Origin of the sequence: Psychrobacillus insolitus (genome assembly GCF_003254155.1) — a bacterium.
Classification (GTDB): Bacteria; Bacillota; Bacilli; order Bacillales_A; family Planococcaceae; genus Psychrobacillus; species Psychrobacillus insolitus.
Map to the genome: position 1 here is coordinate 114,929 of NZ_QKZI01000003.1, position 23,763 is coordinate 138,691.

At 36.5% G+C, this 23,763-nt stretch carries 23 protein-coding genes and 1 tRNA gene; 1 reads left to right on the plus strand and 23 read right to left on the minus strand.

What is annotated here, in order from left to right:
• Positions 1 to 18: 18 nt before the first annotated feature.
• Positions 19 to 90: transfer RNA gene (locus C7437_RS09880), tRNA-Arg, on the minus strand.
• Positions 91 to 258: 168 nt separating this feature from the next.
• Between C7437_RS09880 and clpP the strand changes: the two genes are divergently transcribed.
• Positions 259 to 855, plus strand: coding sequence for an ATP-dependent Clp endopeptidase proteolytic subunit ClpP (clpP, locus tag C7437_RS09885; protein ID WP_111439525.1), 597 nt, complete (start codon positions 259 to 261; stop codon positions 853 to 855).
• A gap of 206 nt (positions 856 to 1,061) precedes the next feature.
• On the opposite strand, the gene C7437_RS09890 is transcribed toward clpP, so the two are convergent.
• The 22 genes from C7437_RS09890 to uvrB form a co-directional block, all read right to left on the minus strand.
• Positions 1,062 to 1,319: an HPr family phosphocarrier protein gene (locus tag C7437_RS09890; protein ID WP_111439526.1), complete on the minus strand. Its 258-nt coding sequence runs from the start codon at positions 1,317 to 1,319 to the stop codon at positions 1,062 to 1,064.
• A gap of 19 nt (positions 1,320 to 1,338) precedes the next feature.
• Positions 1,339 to 2,280: a DNA-binding protein WhiA gene (whiA, locus tag C7437_RS09895; protein ID WP_111439527.1), complete on the minus strand. Its 942-nt coding sequence runs from the start codon at positions 2,278 to 2,280 to the stop codon at positions 1,339 to 1,341.
• 54 nt (positions 2,281 to 2,334) lie between these two features.
• A complete protein-coding gene (locus tag C7437_RS09900) occupies positions 2,335 to 3,294 on the minus strand; it encodes a gluconeogenesis factor YvcK family protein (RefSeq protein ID WP_111439528.1) in 960 nt (319 codons plus the stop codon).
• Positions 3,295 to 3,298: 4 nt separating this feature from the next.
• Positions 3,299 to 4,183, minus strand: a complete 885-nt coding sequence (gene rapZ, locus C7437_RS09905) for an RNase adapter RapZ (RefSeq protein ID WP_111439529.1) — start codon at positions 4,181 to 4,183, stop codon at positions 3,299 to 3,301.
• Between the two features lie 3 nt (positions 4,184 to 4,186).
• Positions 4,187 to 4,657 (minus strand): NUDIX hydrolase, encoded by a 471-nt coding sequence (locus tag C7437_RS09910; RefSeq protein WP_111439530.1) that lies wholly within the window; start codon positions 4,655 to 4,657, stop codon positions 4,187 to 4,189.
• 203 nt (positions 4,658 to 4,860) lie between these two features.
• On the minus strand, positions 4,861 to 5,811 hold the full coding sequence (gene trxB, locus C7437_RS09915; RefSeq protein WP_111439531.1) for a thioredoxin-disulfide reductase: 951 nt from the start codon (positions 5,809 to 5,811) through the stop codon (positions 4,861 to 4,863).
• Between the two features lie 69 nt (positions 5,812 to 5,880).
• Complete coding sequence (locus C7437_RS09920) at positions 5,881 to 7,407, minus strand: tetratricopeptide repeat protein (protein ID WP_111439532.1); 1,527 nt, start codon at positions 7,405 to 7,407, stop codon at positions 5,881 to 5,883.
• 78 nt (positions 7,408 to 7,485) lie between these two features.
• Positions 7,486 to 8,109, minus strand: a complete 624-nt coding sequence (gene hisIE / locus C7437_RS09925; protein ID WP_111439533.1) for a bifunctional phosphoribosyl-AMP cyclohydrolase/phosphoribosyl-ATP diphosphatase HisIE — start codon at positions 8,107 to 8,109, stop codon at positions 7,486 to 7,488.
• Positions 8,106 to 8,861 carry an imidazole glycerol phosphate synthase subunit HisF gene (gene hisF / locus C7437_RS09930; protein WP_111439534.1) on the minus strand — a complete coding sequence of 252 codons (756 nt, stop codon included), beginning with the start codon at positions 8,859 to 8,861 and terminating at the stop codon, positions 8,106 to 8,108. Before hisF ends, hisIE begins: the two co-directional genes overlap by 4 nt.
• Entirely contained in the window at positions 8,855 to 9,598 is a 744-nt protein-coding gene (gene hisA, locus C7437_RS09935; RefSeq protein ID WP_111439535.1) for a 1-(5-phosphoribosyl)-5-[(5-phosphoribosylamino)methylideneamino]imidazole-4-carboxamide isomerase, read from the minus strand. Before hisA ends, hisF begins: the two co-directional genes overlap by 7 nt.
• 18 nt (positions 9,599 to 9,616) lie before the next feature.
• A complete protein-coding gene (gene hisB / locus C7437_RS09940) occupies positions 9,617 to 10,213 on the minus strand; it encodes an imidazoleglycerol-phosphate dehydratase HisB (protein ID WP_281269945.1) in 597 nt (198 codons plus the stop codon).
• On the minus strand, positions 10,210 to 11,493 hold the full coding sequence (gene hisD / locus C7437_RS09945; RefSeq protein WP_111439536.1) for a histidinol dehydrogenase: 1,284 nt from the start codon (positions 11,491 to 11,493) through the stop codon (positions 10,210 to 10,212). The genes hisB and hisD overlap by 4 nt, the downstream gene beginning before the upstream one ends.
• Before the next feature lie 10 nt (positions 11,494 to 11,503).
• Entirely contained in the window at positions 11,504 to 12,133 is a 630-nt protein-coding gene (gene hisG, locus C7437_RS09950) for an ATP phosphoribosyltransferase (protein WP_111439537.1), read from the minus strand.
• On the minus strand, positions 12,130 to 13,305 hold the full coding sequence (locus tag C7437_RS09955) for an ATP phosphoribosyltransferase regulatory subunit (protein ID WP_111439538.1): 1,176 nt from the start codon (positions 13,303 to 13,305) through the stop codon (positions 12,130 to 12,132). The genes hisG and C7437_RS09955 overlap by 4 nt, the downstream gene beginning before the upstream one ends.
• Before the next feature lie 166 nt (positions 13,306 to 13,471).
• Positions 13,472 to 13,987, minus strand: coding sequence for an acyltransferase (locus C7437_RS09960; protein ID WP_111439539.1), 516 nt, complete (start codon positions 13,985 to 13,987; stop codon positions 13,472 to 13,474).
• Entirely contained in the window at positions 13,984 to 14,640 is a 657-nt protein-coding gene (gene ppaX, locus C7437_RS09965; RefSeq protein ID WP_111439540.1) for a pyrophosphatase PpaX, read from the minus strand. The genes C7437_RS09960 and ppaX overlap by 4 nt, the downstream gene beginning before the upstream one ends.
• Complete coding sequence (locus C7437_RS09970; RefSeq protein ID WP_111439541.1) at positions 14,637 to 15,575, minus strand: nucleoside recognition domain-containing protein; 939 nt, start codon at positions 15,573 to 15,575, stop codon at positions 14,637 to 14,639. The genes ppaX and C7437_RS09970 overlap by 4 nt, the downstream gene beginning before the upstream one ends.
• An 18-nt stretch (positions 15,576 to 15,593) precedes the next feature.
• Positions 15,594 to 16,406, minus strand: a complete 813-nt coding sequence (lgt, locus tag C7437_RS09975; RefSeq protein ID WP_111439542.1) for a prolipoprotein diacylglyceryl transferase — start codon at positions 16,404 to 16,406, stop codon at positions 15,594 to 15,596.
• Positions 16,407 to 16,438: 32 nt separating this feature from the next.
• Entirely contained in the window at positions 16,439 to 17,365 is a 927-nt protein-coding gene (gene hprK / locus C7437_RS09980) for an HPr(Ser) kinase/phosphatase (protein WP_111439543.1), read from the minus strand.
• Positions 17,366 to 17,673: 308 nt separating this feature from the next.
• Complete coding sequence (locus C7437_RS09985; RefSeq protein ID WP_111439544.1) at positions 17,674 to 18,783, minus strand: DUF4097 family beta strand repeat-containing protein; 1,110 nt, start codon at positions 18,781 to 18,783, stop codon at positions 17,674 to 17,676.
• 83 nt (positions 18,784 to 18,866) lie between these two features.
• Positions 18,867 to 21,755: an excinuclease ABC subunit UvrA gene (gene uvrA, locus C7437_RS09990; protein ID WP_111439545.1), complete on the minus strand. Its 2,889-nt coding sequence runs from the start codon at positions 21,753 to 21,755 to the stop codon at positions 18,867 to 18,869.
• Between the two features lie 6 nt (positions 21,756 to 21,761).
• The gene (gene uvrB / locus C7437_RS09995) at positions 21,762 to 23,744 is read right to left on the minus strand and encodes an excinuclease ABC subunit UvrB (RefSeq protein ID WP_111439546.1); all 1,983 of its coding nucleotides are present in this window, start codon (positions 23,742 to 23,744) and stop codon (positions 21,762 to 21,764) included.
• Positions 23,745 to 23,763: the final 19 nt, after the last annotated feature.

Sequence of the window (23,763 nt, forward strand, 5' to 3'; positions counted from 1 at the left end):
TAAGTTATTATTAAATTATGCCCTCGGCGAGGATCGAACTCACATTCCAAGCTTCGGAGGCTTGTGTGTTATCCATTACACTACAAGGGCAAGCGACTTATCTATTATACAAATATAACAGGATTAATTCAACCATATATTTGAAGGCTTAATATTTGACCTTCCTTGACCTTAATGTGTATGATAAAGTTACAACTGAGGGAACTTTTCTCAGTAATCAGCTTATCAAATCAAACCACCTTGAAGGAGGCAATCAGGATGAATTTAATTCCTACAGTTATCGAACAAACGAGCCGTGGAGAACGTGCGTACGACATTTACTCGCGATTATTAAAAGACCGCATTATTATGCTTGGAAGTGGTATTGATGACAACGTGGCAAATTCCATTGTTGCCCAACTACTATTTTTAGAAGCAGAAGATCCAGAAAAAGATATCTCTATCTACATTAACAGCCCAGGTGGTAGTATTACAGCTGGTATGGCAATCTACGATACGATGCAGTTTATCAAACCAGATATTCAAACTATTTGTATCGGTATGGCAGCATCTATGGGAGCATTCCTACTTACTGCAGGTACAAAAGGGAAACGTTATGCGCTTCCAAATGCTGAAGTAATGATTCACCAACCACTTGGTGGAGCACAAGGGCAAGCAACGGAAATCGAAATTGCTGCTAAACGTATTTTATTCTTACGCGATAAACTAAATGGCATTATGTCTGAACGTACTGGTCAACCACTTGAAGTCGTTTCACGTGATACAGACCGCGATAACTTCATGACTGCTGAACGTGCAAAAGAATATGGTTTAATCGACCATATTATTGACCGCAGCGAAATGAAAAAAGCATAATAATAATTGTACTCAAGGAAAATTTACTTTTCCTTGGGTACTTTTTTGGGTTCACTTCAGAGCGCGGTTTTCAAGGGCGAGGAGGCTCACCGCACACCCCACAGAAAGCGTCCGCTCGGAACGAAAATCAGCGCGGATCAGGATTTTATTTCACCAACGTCATATATTGTAAAACCAGAAAAACCAGGCAAATTCGCCCGGTTTATTTATTGCTCATTTGTGATAAATTTAGCCAATGCATCTACTGCTTCTTCTTCATCAGAACCATCCGCGCTTAGAGTAATAGTAATACCTCGGCTAATCGCCAAGCTCATAATCCCCATAATACTCTTTGCATTTACTTTTTTATCACCTTTCTCCAAATACACATCCGCAATATAGCGATTTGCCTCTTGCACAAATAGTGCAGCCTGTCTTGCTTGTAATCCCGTTGCTAATTTCACTTCGACTTGTTTCTCCGTCATTGTCACATGCCTCATTTCACTATATTGTCTCGCCTCTGCGAAGTGCATCTGCGATTTCATCTATTTTTCTTAGCCGATGATTAATACCAGATTTGCTAACAGTACCAGTAGAAACCATCTCACCTAATTCTTTTAGCGTCACATCTTGATATTCCACACGTAATCTGGCAACTTCTCTTAACCTTTCAGGCAACTGATCTACCCCCATTGAATTATCAATGAATCGAATATTTTCGACTTGTCGCACAGAAGCAGTAATTGTTTTGTTTAGATTAGCTGTTTCACAATTAACTAAGCGGTTTACACTATTTCTCATATCTCGAATGATTCGAACATCCTCAAATTTCAAAAGTGCACCATGAGCTCCCGTAACACTGAGAAAATCGGCAATTTTTTCTGCTTCTTTCAAATAAGCAATAAAGCCTTTTTTGCGCTCAATTGTTTTAGCGTTCAAGTTAAATCCATTCATCAAGTCTACCAATGCATCACTATGTGTTTTATATGAAGAATAAATCTCTAAATGATAAGAAGAAGTTTCTGGATTATTCACAGATCCACCTGCCAAAAATGCGCCTCTAAGATAAGCACGTTTACAACAGTTCTTTTTCACCAAATCTTTAGAGATGGAATATTCGAATTGAAAATTATCTCTTAATATTTGCAAGTCTTCTAAAAAGTCTTTTGCACCCTCACGAATACGACAAATATATACATTATTTTTTTTCAATCTCATTTTTTTTCGAACAAGTAATTCCACTCGATATGGATATAACTGCTTGATAAGTGTGTATAACCTTCTAGCGATTGCAGCATTCTCAGTTTGAACATCTAAACTTAACATTTTATTACTAAATGACATAGAACCATTCATTCGAATTAGCGCTGAGAGTTCAGCTTTTACACAACATGGTTTTGACTCTTCTAAAGTCATTTCTTTTTTTGTTTCAGACGCGAATGACATAAGCTGTCCCCTTTCTTGCCAGAGACTATAGCTTGTTATTTTAAATTTCTATAATTAACCTGCATATTCTACTAGCCATTTTGCTACTTTTATCGAATCATGACGAACCGCTCCATCATGAACGATAGAGATATCTTTTTTCACAACTTCTATATGAAGTGTTTTTAACTGTTCTATATCTATTTTAACCGGTGAAGCCATTTCTTGCTTGTATAAATACTGCACATTTTCTGGAATTTCTTCATTGCTAATTAAAATGCTATCTAAAAAATTCACTCCAACATGATCAATCAGTGCTTTTGCATGATCATATGCAGTGTAATTACTTGTTTCTCCAGCTTGCGTCATCAAATTACAAATATATACTTTCTTCGCATTGGATTGCATAATAGCCTTCGGAATATCACCAACTAACAGATTCGGTAAAATACTAGTATATAGACTTCCAGGTCCAATTGCGATAATATCAGCATTTTTAATTGCATTTAATACTTCTGGCAGCGGTTTCACATTATCAGGTGTGATAAATACTTTTTTAATTTTTTGATTGTAACTAGGAATTTTAGATTCTCCGCTAATAACTATCCCATCTTCAAACTCCGCATGCAATGTAACTATTTGATTGGCTGCGGGTAAGACTTTTCCATTGACATTTAACACACGGCTCATTTCACTTATCGCATTTGCAAAATCCCCTGTAATAGAGGTCAAAGCAGTTAGCATTAAATTACCTAATGAATGCCCTTCTAAATCCGATGAGTTAGAAAAGCGAAATTGGAACATTTCTTCTACTAATGGCTCTACTTCTGAAAGTGCGGCCAATACATTTCGAATGTCCCCAGGTGGGGGAATATCATAGTCATCCCGTAAGCGCCCAGAACTTCCTCCGTCATCTGCTACAGTAACAATTGCTGTAATATCGATTGGGAACTTCTTTAAACCCCGCAGTAAAGTAGATAATCCCGTACCACCACCAATAATAACTATTTTCTTCTGGTGTTTTGTACGACGCATTACATCAATCCTTTCTGATAGTTACATCTCGATGCGTAATAACAGTTTTATCTTCTGCTTTTAGAAGTTTACCAAAGTATTCTGCTAGAGTAACAGAACGATGTTGTCCTCCTGTACATCCAAAAGCAATGACTAACTGTGTTTTACCCTCTCGTTTATACTGCGGAATCATGAACAGAAATAAGTCCGTTAACTTTTCAATTAATGTCTTCGTATCTGACCATTTCAGTACATAACTAGATACTTCTTCATCTAAACCAGACTTTAACCGGAGTTCTTCCATATAATATGGATTCGGTAAGAAACGAACATCAAAAACTAAATCGGCATCTATCGGCATACCATGTTTAAATCCGAATGACATCACATTAATCGTAAAAACATTGCTACCCTTTTGTGAAAATTCTTCAATAATTTTTTCACGAAGTTCTCTTGGCTTCATCTCAGAAGTATTATAGATGAATTGCGCTCTACCTTTTAAATCTGAAAGCAGTCCTCTTTCTTTGTTTATTCCATCTAATGGAAGTCCAGAATTGGCTAAAGGATGAGAACGTCTTGTTTCTTTATATCTTCTCACTAAAACTTCATCTGCTGCATCTAAAAATAATACCCTCGGAGTTAGTGAAGTGGCATCTTGAAGCTTATTAATAGAATCTGCCAACGAATGAAACATTTCTCCACCGCGCAGATCCATTACAGCAGCAATATTGCGAGGTTGCTTATTGGATTCGATCATCAGATTAAGAAATATACCTAGTAGTTCTGGAGGCAGATTATCTATACAATAATACCCCAAATCTTCAAAACTTTGAATAGCAACTGTTTTACCAGCACCAGACATCCCAGTAATAATAACTACATCGGTTTCAAGTTTTTGTTGACTATCCATTACTTATTCCTCCTCTGATGTTTGCTGAATGGTTTCTTTTAATAATTTAAAATCTGACGTATATACAAATGTTCCATATTGCATTCCTTTTTCTTTCACGGCAAATAATAAATTAGTTCGATCGCCTTCAGCCATAGGAAGATTATATAACTCTTCAACAGGATGCCATTCTAAAATACCTTCTTTTGTTTCTTTAAAGGGAGTTCCTACTAAATCTCTTGCTATGAATGTAAATAACATCCACTCATTCAGATGTTGCCCATTCTCTTCAATGACCATCGTATAAATTCCTTTTAAGTGGGTATTTACAGGTTTCGTATTTGTTTCCTCTGTAAATTCGCGAATAGCGGATTCAAGTATTGACTCTCCCATTTCCATCTTGCCACCTGGAGCCACATACCAGTTACGTCTAGGTTTTTTTAATAAAAGTACCTGATTGTCTTTACATACAATTAAATTTGCAATTCGTTGCACCGACTGTCACTCCAAATCTATACTACGTTGATATCCTATATTATACATGAATTTCATAAAAAGAGGCTGCCTCATCGATTAATATCGAGAAACAGCCTGTTCAAATATTTCGTATATAAATAGGGGGATAATTTATATTCCCTACTATACACTTAGTTTATTTCAGAATGATTACAAACTGATTAATAAAATATTAATTATTTTTAAGCATTTGCAATAGCTTTATCTTTTAACTTCTCAATATAATGTTGAGCCGCTTGTGCTGCAATACTTCCGTCACCTGTAGCTGTTACAATTTGACGAAGTGTTTTTTCACGAACATCCCCTGCTGCAAAAATTCCAGGAACAGAAGTTTCCATTTCACTATTCGTTACAACATAGCCATTGTCATTTAAAATGCCTAAATTACCGAATGGTTTTGTTAAAGGAAGCATTCCTACATAAACAAATACTCCATCTGCCTCGAAGTCTTTTTCAGTCCCATCAACAGTAGAAGATAATGTTACGCTAGCAACTTTACCATCCTTACCATTAATTTCTTTTAGAGTTGTATTCCAAATGAAATCGATCTTGTCATTTGCAAAAGCTCGATCTTGTAAAATCTTTTGTGCACGTAATTCATCACGACGGTGAACAATTGTTACTTTATCAGCAAATTTAGTTAAAAATACGCCTTCTTCAACTGCTGAATCTCCGCCACCTACAACTACTAGATTTTTCCCTTTAAAGAACGCTCCGTCACAAACAGCACAATAGCTCACGCCACGTCCGCCAAGTTCCTGTTCACCAGGGATACCCATTTTTTTATACTCTGCTCCAGAAGAAATAATGACCGCTATTGCTTTATATTCTTTTCCACTAACTTTTACTGTTTTATACTGTTCGCCATCAATAATTTCTGATACGTCGCCATAAGCATATTCAGCACCAAATTTTTTCGCATGTTCAAACATTTTTGTAGATAAATCAGGGCCTAAAATCATTTCAAATCCTGGGAAATTTTCTACTTCTTCGGTATTCGCCATTTGACCACCAGGAATACCTCTTTCGATCATTAAAGTTGAAAGATTACCACGAGATGCATATACAGCTGCTGTCATTCCTGCTGGTCCTGCTCCAATAATAATTACATCATAAATTTTTTCTTCAGTCATTGTTATTTCCTCCTAAATTGCTTCTAACTTCAATTTATAGGATTTTGATACCCTCTTCAAGTATTTTGCCTATGCGTCAAAAAGAGGCAAAAATTGAATAAGTTCATTAATATATTTAGTTAGTGTGGATGTTGTAATTTCATACTGATCCGCATATCGTTTTTTCGTGACATTTTTTGCACGAGATGACTCAAACATATACTCTGTTGCAGCAGCCAATGCTTTTGGATTTTTAAAAGCATACCCTTTTTCGAGTGCGCGCTCCACTAAGACAAACCACATTTGGAACAAGTATGTGGATGATTCAGAGAGCGGCTTGAATTTGTTATATAGGATGTCAGTTGCTGCGATTGCGCGTAAAAATGCTTTTTCAGCTGGCAATTTTTCATCAAAAGAATGACCTAAAGATTGAGCTAAAAATAGTTTCTCCATTGTCGTCAGTTCGTCCACCACAATCCATTTCGGATGGGATATGATTTCTTGACGATGCTTTGTCTTTCCAAGCAAATAGAAACCGAAGATTCTTGTACTCACATTCTCATTTTGAAGTTTTTCCAGAATAAATTCCTTCTGTTGCTCTGAACCATCGTCGTTTATCTCTTGCATATGAGGTAACCAAGGTTCAAAGCCAGCTTTTTCAGGATCTATTTTTAATAAAGCTTTCCATGCATTTCTTGAAATTTCTTCATAGCCAGAGAAATAAGCTGAATGGGATAACCAAAAATAGAATCCTGGATCCCCTTCAAATCCTTTTTTCTGTAAGCTTCTTAACCATTTAAATGCTTCTTCATATTTCCCTATCAATGCAAATGTTGCCCCTAGTTTATAGCGATGCTCTACAAAATAAGGATTTATTTTCTTTAGAAATTCAACTATTTCTTCTAGTTCTTTTTCATTTTTTTCATAATAATGAATAACCGCTATATTGCATAGTGCATGTAAATTACCTCTATTTTCATCTAGTACTTGATGGAGTAAAGCTTTTGCTTGCTCTTCTTCACCAATATAAAAATAAGCAAGTGCTAAATTATTATAGGCAGCCCAAAAGTCAGGATTGTCTACAATAATCGTTTCCAACAATTCCACTGCTTCTTTAAATTTTCCAGATTCCATTAACCTCCGGGACTTCTCTTGTAAAAAGAGAGCTTCGCTTGAAGGGCTATCTGGCTCTAAACTAAGCAAATCATCTTGCTCTGTAAAGTCTACAATTTCCATCGATTCTTCGGTATATTCACCGTGAATATCCATTTCTAAATATTTTTTTGCGAATCGATGAGCATCTTTAAAGTTTCCGATATGAGCATTTACTTCTGCTAGAAAAAAAACGATTTCCGATTCATTTGGATCAATAGAATGGGCACTTCTTAATAATTCATGTGCATAATCAAATTGATCTAGTTCCATTTGCATAATCGCATATTGTAAAAGTATTAATGGATCATCTGGACTTAAATCTGCTGCTCTTTTTAAATATTTATGTGCTTTTTCAAATTGTTCTTTTTGTAACTCTTCTAAGGCTTTCTTATAGTAATATTCGCCAGTGGGTAAAAAAGAAACGATATTTTCTTTTGCTTTTTTTCTAATTTTTTTATTCAAGATAATCCTCCGAAAAATAATAAGGAACGTTATAAACGTCCCTCATCAGTATAATCTTCAGTATATCATAAACAATAATTATTTATGTGTTTTAGTATCATGTCTTTCTTGTAACACTTGTAAAAGATCGTAGAAACTTACGTTTTGATTTTCTAGTAAAACAAGTAAGTGATAGATTAAATCTGCCGCTTCCCATTTTAGTTCTTGTGAATCGTTATTTTTAGAAGCAATAATAACTTCCGAGGATTCTTCCCCTATTTTTTTACAAATTTTATCGACACCTTCATTAAATAGATACGTAGTGTACGCACCTTCAGGCAATGTTTCTTTTCTTTCTTTAATCACATTGATCAAATGAGTTACTATATTGTAACCTACTGTTTCATCAAATTTTTCTAAACTATTATGGAAGCATGTGTCTGCTCCAGTGTGACATGCAGGTCCATTTGGTAATACTTGCAGAACTAGCGCGTCTGAATCACAATCAGCTGTAATAGAGACTACTTTTTGCGTATTTCCTGATGTTGCCCCTTTATGCCACAATTCTTGTCTGCTACGACTGTAAAACCATGATTCTTGTGTTTCAACTGTTTTTGCATATGCTTCTTCGTTCATATAAGCGAGTGTTAATACTTCTCTTGTAATGGCGTGTTGTACAATTACTGGAACAAGCCCTTTGTCATCAAATGTTATATTTGTCATTTTACTTCTACTCCTCTTTCACGAACGTAGTCTTTTACTTTTTGTATACTTGTTTCTTTAAAATGAAAAATAGATGCTGCAAGTGCTGCATCTGCATTTGCTTCTGTAAATGCGGTTAAAAAATGGTCTACATTACCAGCTCCACCACTTGCAGTTACTGGAATAGAAATCGCATCTTTTACACGTTTGGTAATTGCAATGTCATAACCTTCTTTTTTTCCATCGCAGTCCATACTAGTTAACAAAATCTCTCCAGCACCAAGTGTTTCTACTTCCTTCGCCCAATCGACTGCTTTCCAATCCGATTTTTGTTGACCACCATGTGTATAAACGAACCAGTCTTGATCATCTTCTGACCATGATACATCGATTGCAACAATGATTTTATTGGAGCCAAATAATTTTGCACCTTCCGTTATGAGACTAGGATTACTGATTGCTGCACTATTAATAGAAATCTTACTAGCTCCTGCGTCCAATAATTGCTGCATATTTTCGGTAGTACGAATGCCTCCACCGACTATTAAGGGAATGGAAATACTTGCTGCTGTTTTCTTTACTACATCTAGCATGGTTTCGCGACCCTCTACCGTTGCAGAAATATCTAAAATCACTAACTCATCGGCACCTTCTTGGTCATAAAATACTGCTAGTTCTGCAGGATCTCCCGCGTCTTTCAACTCAACAAATTGAATCCCTTTAACAACTCGACCGTCTTTTACATCCAGACAGGGAATAATTTTTTTTACCATTTAGTAGCCTCCTGCAATGCTTCTGTTAGCGTAAATCGGTTATTATATAATGCTTTTCCTGTAATAACACCACGAACTGTTGTCTCTTGAGCAAGTTTGGCTACTTCTCCAAGATCTTCTAACGAGCTAATACCCCCTGAAACAATAACAGATAGACCAGTTGCTTCTGCAAGCTCTTTGTTTGCCAGTAAGTTTGGCCCTTGTAATGTACCGTCTGTTGCAATATCTGTAAAAATGACATGCTTGGCACCCTTAGAAGCAAAGTATTGTCCTACTTCTACTGCTGATTGTGTAGAGGTTTCTAACCAACCATGCGTTGCAACCATTCCGTCTTTTGCATCCAATCCAATGACGATTCTGTCTCCACCGAACTCTTCTAATAATTCGGCTACTAATTCCGGATTTGAAATAGCAAGACTTCCAATAATTACACGCGTAACACCATTGTTTAAATAATAGTTTACATCTTCTTTTGAGCGAATCCCTCCACCGATTTGAACACGTACTGGGAGTTCTTTTGCAATACGAATGACTTCATTCGCATGGATTTTTTCTCCATCTTTTGCTCCATCTAAGTCTACAAGATGAATCCAAGTTGCACCTTCATCTGCAAACTTTTTAGCCATATCAAATGGAGAATCTCCGTAGACTGTTTCTTGATCGTAATCCCCTTGATATAAGCGAACACATTTCCCGCCTTTCATATCAATTGCTGGATATACTTGAATCGTCGTCATATTATTTCTCTCCCTTATTTAAGTCAGTAGTCCTTTTGTCGAAGGTACGCCTTTTACACGTGGATCTTTTGTGATGGCATCGTCAATTGCTCGTGCTAATGCTTTGAAGATTGCTTCAATCATATGATGTGTATTTTGACCATAGTGGACGATGACATGCACATTCATACGTGCTTCCAAAGCAAATTTCCATAGGAATTCATGAACAAGTTCTGTATCGAAATTACCCACTTTTTGCGTAGGGAACTCGGCGCGAAACTCTAAATGAGGACGATTTGAAATATCAATTACTACTTGAGCAAGTGTGTCATCCATTGGTACGAATGCATTTCCATATCGTTTAATACCTTTTTTATCGCCTAGTGCTTCTTTTAGAGCTTGACCAAGTACAATTCCAATATCTTCTGTCGTGTGATGATCATCGATATATGTATCGCCATCAGCTTTAATAGTTGCGTCGAATAAACCATGCTTTGTGAATAAATCAAGCATATGATCCATGAATGGTACACCAGTATCAATCTCTGCTTTTCCTTCACCATCTAGATCAATTTCTACCCATACCTTTGTTTCGTTCGTCATTCTTTCTATTTTAGCAGCTCTTTTATTTGTCAATTTAAGTCCCCCTTATTCCAACTTCTCGATTCCACTGACCGAGCATGTCCTTCTAATTGCTCCATTCTTGCTAAACGAGCGATTTTCGGATATTGCTCTTTCCACATTTCCTCGGAATAATAAACAACACTTGTTTTTTTCAAAAAATCATCTACGCATAATCCACTTGAAAATTTAGCCGTACTATTTGTTGGCAGAACATGGTTCGTACCAGCGAAATAATCACCTACTGCTTCACTACTAAATCTTCCGATAAATATTGCGCCTGCATGCTTCACTTGTTCTGCAACTGCTTCTGCATTTTTAGTGATGATTTCTAAATGCTCCGGTGCTAATTCATTGACTGCATCAATTGCTTGTTCCAGCGATTCTGCAACATAAATATGTCCAAAGTTTTCAATCGAAGCTCTTGCAATTTCTTCTCTTGGTAATTGTTTTAATTGTTTTTCTACTTCAAGCGCCACTTGTTCTGCAAGACTTTCACTTGTAGTTATAAGGATGGAGCATGCAAAACGATCATGCTCTGCCTGTGCCAATAAATCAGAAGCTACTTCATCTGCATACGCTGTTTCATCCGCAATAACAGCAATTTCACTTGGGCCTGCAATCATATCAATTGCCACTTTCCCAAATACTTCTCTTTTAGCAAGAGCTACATAGCTATTCCCAGGACCTGTAATTTTATCGACAGCAGGAATAGAATCTGTCCCATAAGCAAGAGCTGCAATTGCTTGAGCTCCCCCTACTTTATAAATTTCAGTCACTCCAGCAATTTTTGCTGCTACTAATACCGAGGCTGGTAACTTCCCTTCTTTAGAAGGAGGAGATACGATTACGACACGTTCCACTCCTGCAACTAATGCTGGAATGGCATTCATCAATACAGATGAAGGATACGCAGCAGTTCCACCTGGTACATACAATCCAACTGAATCTAATGCAGTAATTTGATATTTGATATACGAGTTTTTTGCTAATGGAAAATCTATATTTTGACGAGATTGTTTTGAATGGAATGCACGAATATTTGTTGCAGCTTCTTCTAAATCTTGGATTAACTGCCCATCGAAACTCTCAAAAGCTTCGTCTATTTCATTCTGCGTCACTTTTAAAGAAGTTAACTTCGCGCCATCCCACTTTTCAGTGTAAGCAAAAAGTGCTTTGTCTCCATTCTTTTGCACATCTTCAATCACTTGACGAACTGTTGTTAAATGATCTACATTTGCTTGTTCCACTGAGCGTTGTAACGAAATACTATCGGTTAGTTTTGATATTTTCATCCGGCTTCGCCTACCTTTTATTCATTCCATTTTTTAATTGTGCAACAAATTGTCTAATTCGTTCATTTTTCACTCGATAACTAACAGGATTTACGATCAAACGAGAAGAAATATCGACGATTTTTTCATATTCAACTAAGCCATTTTCTTTTAGCGTTTGTCCTGTTGAAACGATATCGACAATACGATCTGCAAGTCCAATCATTGGTGCTAATTCAATCGATCCATTAAGCTCAATAATTTCCACTTGCTCGCCTTTTTCTTTATAAAAGTTCGTTGCAATTGTTGGATATTTTGTTGCCACACGTGGAGCAATGTCATCCATTTGCGTGTTAGGTAATCCTGCGGTAGCAATATAACAATTACTAATATGTAAATCCAACAATTCGTGGACATCACGATGCTGTTCTAATAATACATCTTTTCCTGCAATTCCGATGTCTGCAACCCCGTGCTCCACATAAACAGGTACATCCATTGGCTTAGCTAGAATGAATTGAATACGTTCGTTTGGTGCCTCTACGATTAACTTTCTAGAGTCATCTATTTCACTTGGCAGATCAAATCCAGCATCGATAAACATTTGATACGCTTCTTCAAAAATACGACCTTTTGGCATTGCAATAGTTAATTCATTCACGTTAACGAACCACCTTCTGAGACCATTATTACTTCATCAAAGTTTTGTTTAAATACATCTAAATCAAGAACACTCGCTGCATACTGAAGTGTCACTCTTTCAGACTTACTTCTTCTTTCCTCTGCAAGCTCATTCGATTTTTGATAAAATCCCTCTTCGAATAAAATAAGTGTATGCTTTTCTTTTACTGTTTTATCTGGCAATACTTCTAGCAGTCTATCTACACGTATTCCAAATCCTGTTGCTCCAACTTCTTCATCAAATAATCTAAATAACTCATCATATCGACCACCACTACCAATCGGGAAACCACTTCCTGCTGCATGAATTTCAAACAACATACCTGTGTAATAACTCATATGACTAGCTAATGTGAAATCAAACGAAATTAGTAAAGGATCACTCAGTTGAACATTAAGTAACTTTTGAAGTGTTTCAACATGATCTAGTAATACTTGCTGCTCGTCTGTTAAAAACGTTCTAAAGTTTTGCAATGGTGATGCTTCAATAGAAGATTCAACCATGCGAGTAAGCTGTCCTTTTTGTTCTTCTGTCAATTGTAACTCTTCTAACATTTCTTCAAAACCTACAAAGTTCTTTTCTACTAATAATTGGCGCAATGCACTTACTTGCTCTTGGTTATTCGTGTTGTTTTCTAAAATAGCTGTCAATATTCCTGCATGACCGATTGTAATACGGAAGCTTTCTACTCCAAGCGCCTTCAAAAGCTCAGCTGCAGCGTTCACTATTTCACTATCACCATATGCACTAAAGTCTCCTATTAATTCAAGACCTAACTGCTCAAATTCTGCTGGTCTTCCACCCTCTTGTTGTTGGGCACGAAACACGTTTGCAAAATAAGCTAAACGCAATGGATTCTTTTCTTTTAACAACTTAGATGCCGCAATACGCGCTATTGGAGTTGTCATATCTGGTCTTAGTACAAGCATTTCTCCTTGATTATCTACTAATTTAAAAAGGGAGGATTCATCAATTGCAGATGCCTTCCCGATTGTTTCAAAATATTCGACACTTGGTGTTTTGATAAAGTCATATCCTTTATTTCGGATAAAATCTCTTGCGGTTGAACGAATATATTCTTTTTGTTCAAAAACTTTTGGAAATGAGTCTCTCATTCCTAACGGTTTTTCGAACATTTGAATCTTGCTCATCAAATCACTCCTAAATTCACTTTAGTACACTAGAGAACTAACGCGTTAAATTAAATAAATTTTAACGCATATTATTCATTTAGTCAAATCACATTTGTTGAACTGATTATTCAAGAAAGTATCTTTAGTAAAAAAAGCTATCTTTCCGCCCTGAAAGATAGCTTTTTTATATATTTTTGCCTTTACGTTCTTGCATTTGTTCTTTCGTGTAAATAATGCGCATTGGATTACCACCAACAAAGCACCCTTCTGGAACATCTTTATTGACCAGTGTTGCAGCCGATACTATTGCATCGTTCCCAATGGTTATGCCAGGCAAGATGGTTGTATTTGCACCAACCAATACACGGTCTCCGATAATAACATCGCCAATTCGGTATTCATCAATTAAATATTCATGCGCTAAAATAGTTGTATTATAGCCAATTACTGAGTTTGCACCGACTTTAATTCTTTCAGGGAACATCACATCCACCATTACCATCAATGCAAATGATGTCTCTTTTCCTACTTCCATTTTCAAAAACGTTCGATAAATGAAGTTCTTCCAGCTCAACACAGGAGAATACCTTGCCGATTGGATAAAAACAAAATTTTTCACTACTTTCCAAAAAGGAACTGTATCATATACATGCCATAACGAATTAGCCCCACTTACAGGATACCTTTTCGTTTTTCTCATACTGGCTGTCCTTCCACAATTGCAAGCAAATCAGTAATATGATGGAGCATATAAGTAGGATGGAAAGTCGCTAAAAAGTCTTCACCTTTTATGGACCATGCAACAGCAGCTGTATCTACCAATGCATTTTGACCTCCTACAATATCGTGATAATTATCCCCAATCATTAATGCATTTTCTTTTGCAATACCTAATCTTTGCAAAGCAAGTTCAAGTGATTCTGGATCTGGCTTCGTATTTTTAACATCCTCTAATCCAACTATTGTATCAAATAAATGTTGACATTGAATTATTTTTAATCCTTTTTCAATCATGACCCTTCTTTTGGTCGAAACAATTGCAAGCTTATATCCCTTTTCTTTCAACAGATGAAGCGTTTCTGCAACTCCTTCAAATCCTTCAACCATTTCATCATGCATTTTTTCATTCCATGCCTTATAAGAAGCTGTTAACTCGTCAATTTGTGTCGAATCTACGCTAGAAAATGTGTCTTCCAACGAAGGTCCTAAAAAAGGGATAACAGCTTCTCTATCGTATTTCCCGGGAAATTTTTCTCCTAAAACATGTAGAAATGTGTCGATTATTAATTCATTTGTGTTAATAAGTGTACCATCTAGATCAAATAATAATGCTTTGTATACACGCTTACTCATAATGTCGCCACTTCCTTTTGTTTACTACTCTCAGCCCTTCTCCATGCAAAGGCTACTACAATCGTTAGGATAAATGCCGTTGAAATTCGAATTAAAAATAAAGGTAAAATAGGGATTCCTAAAGGAATGAATATAAGTGTGTCTTCCACTATAGCATGACATGCGATGAGGAAAATAAAAGCAAGCGTTGCATCTTTTTTACTTACTCCATCCTCTCGCACAGCTTGAATCATCACGCCTGCTCCGAATGCAAGACCCATTACAAGACCTGCAACCAACGTCAACGAGGCATTCGGCTGCACACCAATAATTTTAGTAAATGGTGCGATCGCATTGGAAAGCTTCTGTAAATAATTACGCTCTTTCAAGAATTGAATGATGACCATTAAAGGAATGACAATTAACGCAAGTTGTACAACTCCAAATGTTGCTTTTTGTAAACCAAGTAAGATAATCTCTCCCCAGCCATCAGGTACTTGCTGAGAGACCGAAGTAACTCCGTACTTCGCAATCTCTCCTCCACCTTTCCAAAATACATTAATGAGTATTGCAGAAAGAATAGCAAGTCCAAAACGCACTACTAATACAACCCAAAGCTTGACGCCAACCCGCAAAGCAACTGCTGTTTCGATAAATATATTATGTGAAAAGGATAACATCGTCGCTAATATAAATACTTCTTTCACCGTCAACTCTAATGATAAAATCCCTGCAATTCCTGCATATAGATTAAGTGCATTCCCTAAAACAAGTGGAATAGCAGCTTCTCCTCGAAGTCCAAGTAAGCCCATAAAAGGAGATATTAAATCAATGATCCAAGGAAGAACAGGCGTATATTGCAAAATAACGACAATTAATGTGATAGGGAAAATTACTTTACTTAATGTCCAAGTAGTTTTCAGTCCTGCTAATAGACCTCTTTTCAGTATCCCCATGTTTGTTCACTTCTTTCTTTACTTATCTAAATAACGAACGATAGGTTTAACCTTTGCTCTTCTGTAGAAAAATAGGACAATTGCAATGACAATCGTTACTAAGGAAACAACTTGTGCAGTTCGTAAATCCCCAATTATATAGAGGCTATCTGTTCGCATTCCTTCTATAAAGAAGCGTCCAATAGAATACCAAGTTAAGTAAAATAAGAACATTTCGCCGCGTAGTAAGTTTACTTTCCGAAGTACTAGTAATAGCAACAATCCAACTAAGCTCCAAACCGATTCATATAAAAAGGTTGGATGATAATATGTACCATCAATATACATTTGATTGATAATCCAATCAGGAAGGAAAAGATTTTCCAAAAATCCTCTTGTAACTTCTCCACCATGTGCTTCTTGGTTTATAAAATTACCCCATCGTCCAATTAATTGTCCGATTAATATACTTGGAGCAAGTACATCTGCTACCTTCCAAAAAGACGTTTTTCTTTTTTTCGTAAAGACGTATGCAGTGATGAATGAACCTATTAATGCCCCATGAATGGCAATTCCACCATTCCATATTTCAATGATTTTCCCTGGGTTTTCACTATAAAAATCCCATTTGAAAATGACATAATATATACGTGCAGAAATAATCGCTATTGGCACTGCCCATATTAGTAAATCTGTTAAATAATCTGGATGAAATCCACGTTTAACCATTTCTCGTTGTCCCACGATAAATGCTAAAATAATACCAAAAGCAATTATTGCTCCGTACCATCTTATTGTTAATGGTCCTAACGAAAATGCTATTGGATCAATAGCATGTAATAAGATATTCATTTGAAACTCCTCTCAATTCATAACCTAGTAGTTTAGTTTTCATTTCCCGTAATCACATTATCTAATCGTTTCGCAAAATCTTCTGCTGCATTTACGCCCATTCGTTTTAATCGATGATTCATTGCTGCTACCTCAATAATGACTGCCAAGTTTCGCCCAGGTCTTACTGGAACCGTAAGCTTCGTTATGGGAGTATCAATGATTTCCATCTTCTCTTCTTCTATTCCAAGTCGATCATATGGCTTTTTCTCATCCCATATTTCTAATTCAATTATTAGCGTAATACGTTTATACGATCGAATAGCACTTGCTCCAAAAAGTGTCATAATATCAATAATCCCAAGCCCTCGAATTTCAAGAAGATGTTCGATTAACTTTGGTGCACTTCCTACGAGCATATTCTCGCCTTCTTGCCTAATTTCTACACAATCATCCGCAACTAAACGATGTCCTCTCTTTACTAATTCAAGCGCTGTTTCACTTTTACCTACTCCACTTTTACCAGTGATTAATACTCCAACACCGTATATGTCTACCAATACACCATGAACTGCTGTTGTTGGAGCAAGTTTACTTTCTAAAAAATTCGTAAGTTTACTTGAAAACCTAGTTGTAGGCATCTTTGTTGTTAATACCGGCACTGATTTTTCATTTGAAGCAAAGATTAACTCCTCTGGAACTTCCATATCATGTGCAATAATAATAACCGGAGTATCTAGTGCACATAATTTCATCATTCGATCTTGTTTTTCTTCCGGTTCTAATAAGCCTAAAAAAGATATCTCTGTTTTTCCTAATAATTGAATCCGATTGGATGGATAATGCATAAAATAACCCGCTATTTCAATCCCTGGTCGAGAAATATCGCTGATTGAAATATGACGTCCAATACCTTCTTCTCCACTCACGAGTGATAAATTGAATTGGTCTTTAATATCTTTCGTCGTTACATGGGTCATCATTCTTAACTCCTTTCACGCTTCTGTTTTTACATAGTTCTTATTTTAGCATGATTATTGAAAAAATTTGTATCCAATCACCTTTATTCTCTATTTATTTAATAAAGAAGAGGCGCACTGCTCCAAAGTGAATATCGGAAACATAAGTTCAAACAGATTTAGAAAAAAGCTTGAAAAACTACAAAAAAAAGACTGCCGCAAAAAATCAGTTTTACTGACTTTCTGGACAGTCCCGCGACAAATAAATCAATCAATTATAGTCTTCACCAACGTCATTTGATAAAGAACTGCTTTTTCTATTGATTTGATTATTCGCCTTCACTTGTATAACGTATTACAACAGATCCTGTTTTAGCTTCACCATGTACACGAAGTGGTTCTGATTCGTTCTCTAGGATTTTAGTAAATACAACTTTTTTGTGTAGCAATTGTTCCGATTGATTTAGATGCGTTACATCGGGTAGTTGAACGTCTAGTTTCCCCATTTGGGATGTTGCTTCCCCTTTTAAAGAAACATCTTTTGGTACATATAATTCGACATTCCCTGCAATAGCAGTTCCTTCGACTTTACGAGCTTCTTTTGCTTTTGTCGTTAAAATTACATGTCCGCTGACAGATGAACCTTCTATTTCTTTCAGATTACCATCTACATAAATTCGACCATTAACCGTTTCTACTTCAATGGATTCGCCTTCCACATCTTGAACTTGAACAGAACCATTTACAGTTTCGATGTCTCCTTGACCAAACTTCAGTTCATTCCAGTTTATTTTTCCGTTCGTTGTTTTCACTTTAATCGAGTTGGCTTCTAATTGTTGTGCTATGAAGTCTCCATTAAAAAGACGTACGGAAATCTGATTGTATGCTTTTTTTGGTACATATAACACTACTTGAACAGACGTAGTTTTCAAATCACTATACATACGTAATTTGTTTCCTTCTGTTGTAAAAACAAATTCACTATTAAAATGAGTTTTTGCTTCTTCTTCCGTAGAGTTTTTATACGATTTCACCGTCACATCTGCATATGTTGTTGCATCTTCCGATGGGTATATCTCCACTTTACCATTTGCAATATCGATAGAAATATCATCGAATTGTGCATCCTCTTTTACTACTTTTTCTTGAAATACTACTGGTTCTCCAAATGGCATTTCAAAATCAAATTGTTTTATTTTCTCAACTGTTCCTTGCATAAATTGCATGAAACGTTCTCCAACTACCGTAAAATCTCTTTTTAACTCGTCTATAAAATCCGCATTTTCTTGGGTGTATGGTTCTTTTTTAAATTCTTCTTTTACTTCTGGTGTTATGACTGTAGATTGATTACCAAGAACCTCTAACAGCTCTTTCGCTTCTTGTGCCGTGAGTACGCCATTTTCAACCATATCCAAAATACGTTTCGTTTCTTCTTGCATAGTGAAAGACCTCCTCATAAATTCTAAGTGCGAAACAATTTACTTACTATACTTAATACGAATGAAAAAATAAAAAGTTTCATTTAAGATTTTACAGCAGTAGATTTCTTTTCTGTTGCTTTGGACACAACATCATCCATTCGTTTACGATCTCTTTCTAAAACTGATTTTAAATACTTCCCAGTATATGATTTTTTGTTTGCAGCAATTTGTTCTGGTGTCCCAACAGCCACAATCATGCCGCCCTTATCTCCGCCCTCTGGACCTAAGTCAATCATATAATCCGCTGTTTTAATAACATCTAGATTATGTTCAATAACCAATACGGTATCACCATTTTCGACTAGTCTTTGAAGAACAGTGAGTAGTCGAGCGATATCATCCACATGCAATCCAGTAGTTGGTTCATCTAAAATATAAAATGATTTTCCATTTGAACGCTTATGCAGCTCAGAAGCAAGTTTGACACGTTGCGCTTCTCCGCCCGATAGAGTAGTTGCGGATTGTCCTAACTTCATATAGCCTAATCCAACGTCCGCGATTGTCTGTATTTTCCTACTAATTTTCGGATGATTTTCAAAAAATGTACATCCCTCTTCAACAGTCATTTCTAATACGTCTGCAATACTTTTTCCTCTATAGTGAACTTCTAATGTTTCTCGGTTATATCGTTTTCCATGGCATACTTCACAAGGAACATAAACATCTGGCAAGAAATGCATCTCAATTTTGATAATTCCATCTCCACGACAGGCTTCACATCGTCCACCTTTTACGTTAAAACTGAATCTTCCTTTTTTATAGCCTCTTACTTTTGCTTCATTAGTCACTGCGTACAAATCACGAATATCATCAAAAACACCTGTATATGTAGCCGGATTCGATCTTGGTGTACGACCAATTGGAGCCTGGTCAATATCAATGACTTTTTCTAATACTTCCATGCCTTCGATGCCTTTGTTTGCTCCAGGTTTCACTTTGGAACGATTCAGTTTTTGCGCCAGGGACTTGTAGAGGATTTCATTTACAAGTGTACTTTTCCCTGATCCTGAAACACCAGTTACTGCTATAAATACACCTAAAGGAATATCTACCTTGACATTTTTTAAATTATTTTCAGTTGCACCTTTAATCTTTATAAAACGACCATCAGGTTTTCTTCTTTCGGTAGGTAGAGGAATAAACTTTTTCCCACTCAAATACTGCCCTGTAAGTGACTTTGTATTTTTCATTACCTGTTCAGGAGTTCCCGCGGCAACAATTTCCCCTCCGTGGATACCTGCTCCAGGACCAACGTCGATTAAATAATCAGCTGCCATCATTGTGTCTTCATCATGTTCTACGACGATTAATGAATTTCCAAGATCACGCATACTTTTCAGCGAGCTAATTAGCCTTTCATTATCACGTTGATGTAGTCCTATTGAAGGTTCATCTAAAATATATAAAACTCCTGTCAATCTAGAACCAATTTGTGTAGCCAGTCGAATTCTTTGCGCTTCCCCACCTGATAATGTACCCGCTGCACGACTCAGTGTGAGATAATCGAGTCCAACATTTTCTAAAAACCCTAAGCGTTCATTAATTTCTCTGAAAACAGGCCGAGCAATTTGTGTATCCTTTTCTGATAATGTTAACTGTTTGAAAAACTTATTGGCATCTTCAATTGAAAATTGCGTAACTTGTCCAATATGTAAAGAATCAACTTTCACAGCTAATGTTTCGGGTTTCAACCGATAACCTTTGCAAGTTGGACAATTATGTTGTCCCATGTATTTTTCCATCTGTTCTCGAACATAGTCCGATGAAGTGTCTTTATAGCGACGTTCTATATTGGAGAGTACCCCTTCAAATTGAATTTGACTATCACGTACTTGTCCGAATTCATTTTCATAATGGAAGTGTATTTTATCTTCCCCTGATCCATGCATGATTTTATTCCACTGGTCAATCGGTAATTTTTCTACCGGCACATTCATTTTAATTTTATAATGTTTGCAGACAGCTTCTAATAGTTTTGGATAGTACTGGGAACTGGTTGGTTGCCATGCAAGAATTGCACCTTCTTCTAGCGTTAAGCTTTTATCTGGCACTACTAACTCTGGATCGACTTCTAGTTTTGTCCCAAGACCATCGCATGCTGGACAAGCACCAAATGGGCTATTAAACGAAAACATACGAGGTTCTAGCTCCCCAATAGAAAATCCACAAATCGGACAGGCATGGTGCTCACTAAATAGAACTTCTTCATGTTCCATTACGTCGATTAGTACTCGTCCATCTGCGATTCTAAGCGCTGATTGTATCGAATCGCTTAACCTTGGAGCTACGCCTTCTTTCATTACAATTCGGTCTATTACTACTTCTATATTATGTTTTTTATTTTTATCTAAATTAATATCATCATCTAAGTCTATTAATTCCCCGTCGATTCGAACGCGTACATATCCTTGTTTCTTCATTTCTTCGAATAATTTTATATGCGTTCCTTTACGTCCCGAAACAATTGGAGCCAATATTTGCATCCGCGTTTTTTCAGGATATTCACTTAAACGATCCACCATTTGTTCTATTGTTTGGGAAGAAATTTCTGTTCCGTGTGTTGGACAGATTGGTTTCCCTACGCGGGCGAATAATAATCGGATATAATCATAAATTTCCGTTACCGTACCTACAGTAGAACGAGGATTTTTACTTGTCGTTTTTTGGTCAATTGATATAGCAGGTGATAATCCCTCTATAACATCGACATCTGGTTTATCCATTTGTCCTAAAAACTGTCTTGCATACGATGATAAAGACTCTACATATCGTCTTTGCCCTTCCGCATAAATCGTGTCGAATGCTAAAGATGATTTTCCAGAACCGGATAATCCTGTCATGACAACTAGTTTATCTCTAGGAATTGTCAAACTAACATTTTTTAAATTATGTGCTCTTGCACCTTGTATCACAATTTCTTGGTTTTTCAACAGGTATCATCCTTCCAGCTTAAGTTCCAGGATTGCATCGCGTAATTCTGCAGCTCGTTCGAAATTCAATGCTTTGGCTGCATCCTTCATTTCTTTTTCTAGATTATCTAATAGCTTCACTTTTTCTGCTTTTGTTAATGCTTTTCCACTCAATAATCGTTGCGCGTAAGTTTCTTGCTCTTCTGCAACTTGAGATGCACGTATAACATCACGTATTTTCTTCACAATCGTTGTTGGTTTAATTCCATGTTTTTCATTGTATTCCATTTGAATCGTACGACGCCGAGATGTTTCATCAATCGCTTTACGCATAGAGTCAGTCATTCTATCGGCGTACATAATAACTTCCCCGTTTGAATTTCTTGCTGCTCGTCCCGTTATTTGAATTAATGAACGCTCTGAACGTAGGAATCCTTCTTTGTCAGCATCCAATATAGCTACAAGAGATACTTCAGGTATATCTATCCCTTCTCTAAGTAAATTTATACCAATCAGGACATCATACGTTCCTAATCGAAGTTCTCGAATAATTTCAATTCGTTCTAATGTTTTTATGTCTGAGTGTAAATACTGCACTTTAATACCGATTTCTTTTAAATAATCGGTTAAGTCCTCAGACATTTTTTTCGTCAAAGTAGTGATTAATACTCGTTCATTTTTCGCAGATCGCTCATGTATTTCATTGATCAAATCATCAATTTGCCCTTCAATTGGCTTCACTATAATGACCGGATCTAACAGTCCTGTCGGGCGAATAATTTGTTCAACCATCTCTGGTGTATGTTCTAGTTCATATGGTCCTGGCGTTGCAGATACAAATACAGCTTGATGCACATGATCTTCAAATTCCGCAAATGTTAATGGTCTATTATCTAGTGCTGATGGTAGTCGAAATCCATAATTTACGAGCACCGATTTACGCGCTTGGTCTCCATTAAACATTCCTCTTACTTGCGGTAATGAAACATGACTTTCATCTACTACTAGTAAAAAGTCTTTTGGAAAATAGTCCATTAATGTATAAGGTGTTACTCCCGCTTCACGAAGAGTTAAATGACGAGAGTAGTTTTCAATTCCAGAACAGAAACCCATTTCTTCCATCATTTCTAAATCATAGCGTGTTCGCTGCTCTAGTCGTTGTGCTTCTAACAGCTTATCCTCACTGCGTAAAATTTTTAGCCGCTCTTCTAATTCTATTTCGATGTTTTCAAGTGCCAGTTTCAGCTTTTCTTCCCGCGTAACGAAGTGGGATGCTGGGAATATGGCTACATGTTCTCGTTCCAACAAGATTTCTCCTGTCAGTGCATTTACTTCTCGAATTCGATCGATTTCATCTCCAAAAAACTCGACTCGAAGACATTTTTCATCGCGTGACGCTGGGAAAATTTCTACTACATCTCCACGTACTCGAAAAGTACCACGTTTAAAGTTAATGTCATTTCTTTCGTATTGAATGTCGACTAATTTTCTCAATAATTGATTTCGTTCAATTTCCATCCCTGTTCGAAGAGAAACAACCATTTCTTTATACTCTTCTGGATTACCAAGACCATAAATGCACGAAACAGATGCGATAATGATGACATCTTTTCGTTCAAATAACGAGGATGTTGCAGAATGTCGTAGCTTATCAATTTCCTCATTTATACTTGAATCTTTTTCAATAAATGTATCTGTTTGTGGAACATATGCTTCTGGTTGAAAATAGTCATAATAACTTACAAAGTACTCCACTGCATTGTTTGGAAAGAACTCTTTAAACTCACTATAAAGTTGACCCGCAAGCGTTTTATTATGTGCCATAACTAGCGTCGGTTTGTTTACTTGTTGAATTACATTAGACATCGTAAATGTCTTCCCAGTGCCTGTTGCACCGAGTAATGTTTGATGTTTTTTGCCTTGTTTTATGCCATCTACTAGTTCTTGTATTGCGGATATTTGGTCTCCTGCTGGCTCATACGGTGATTGCAAATCAAAAATACTTTCCATATTCACCCTCCTACACTTC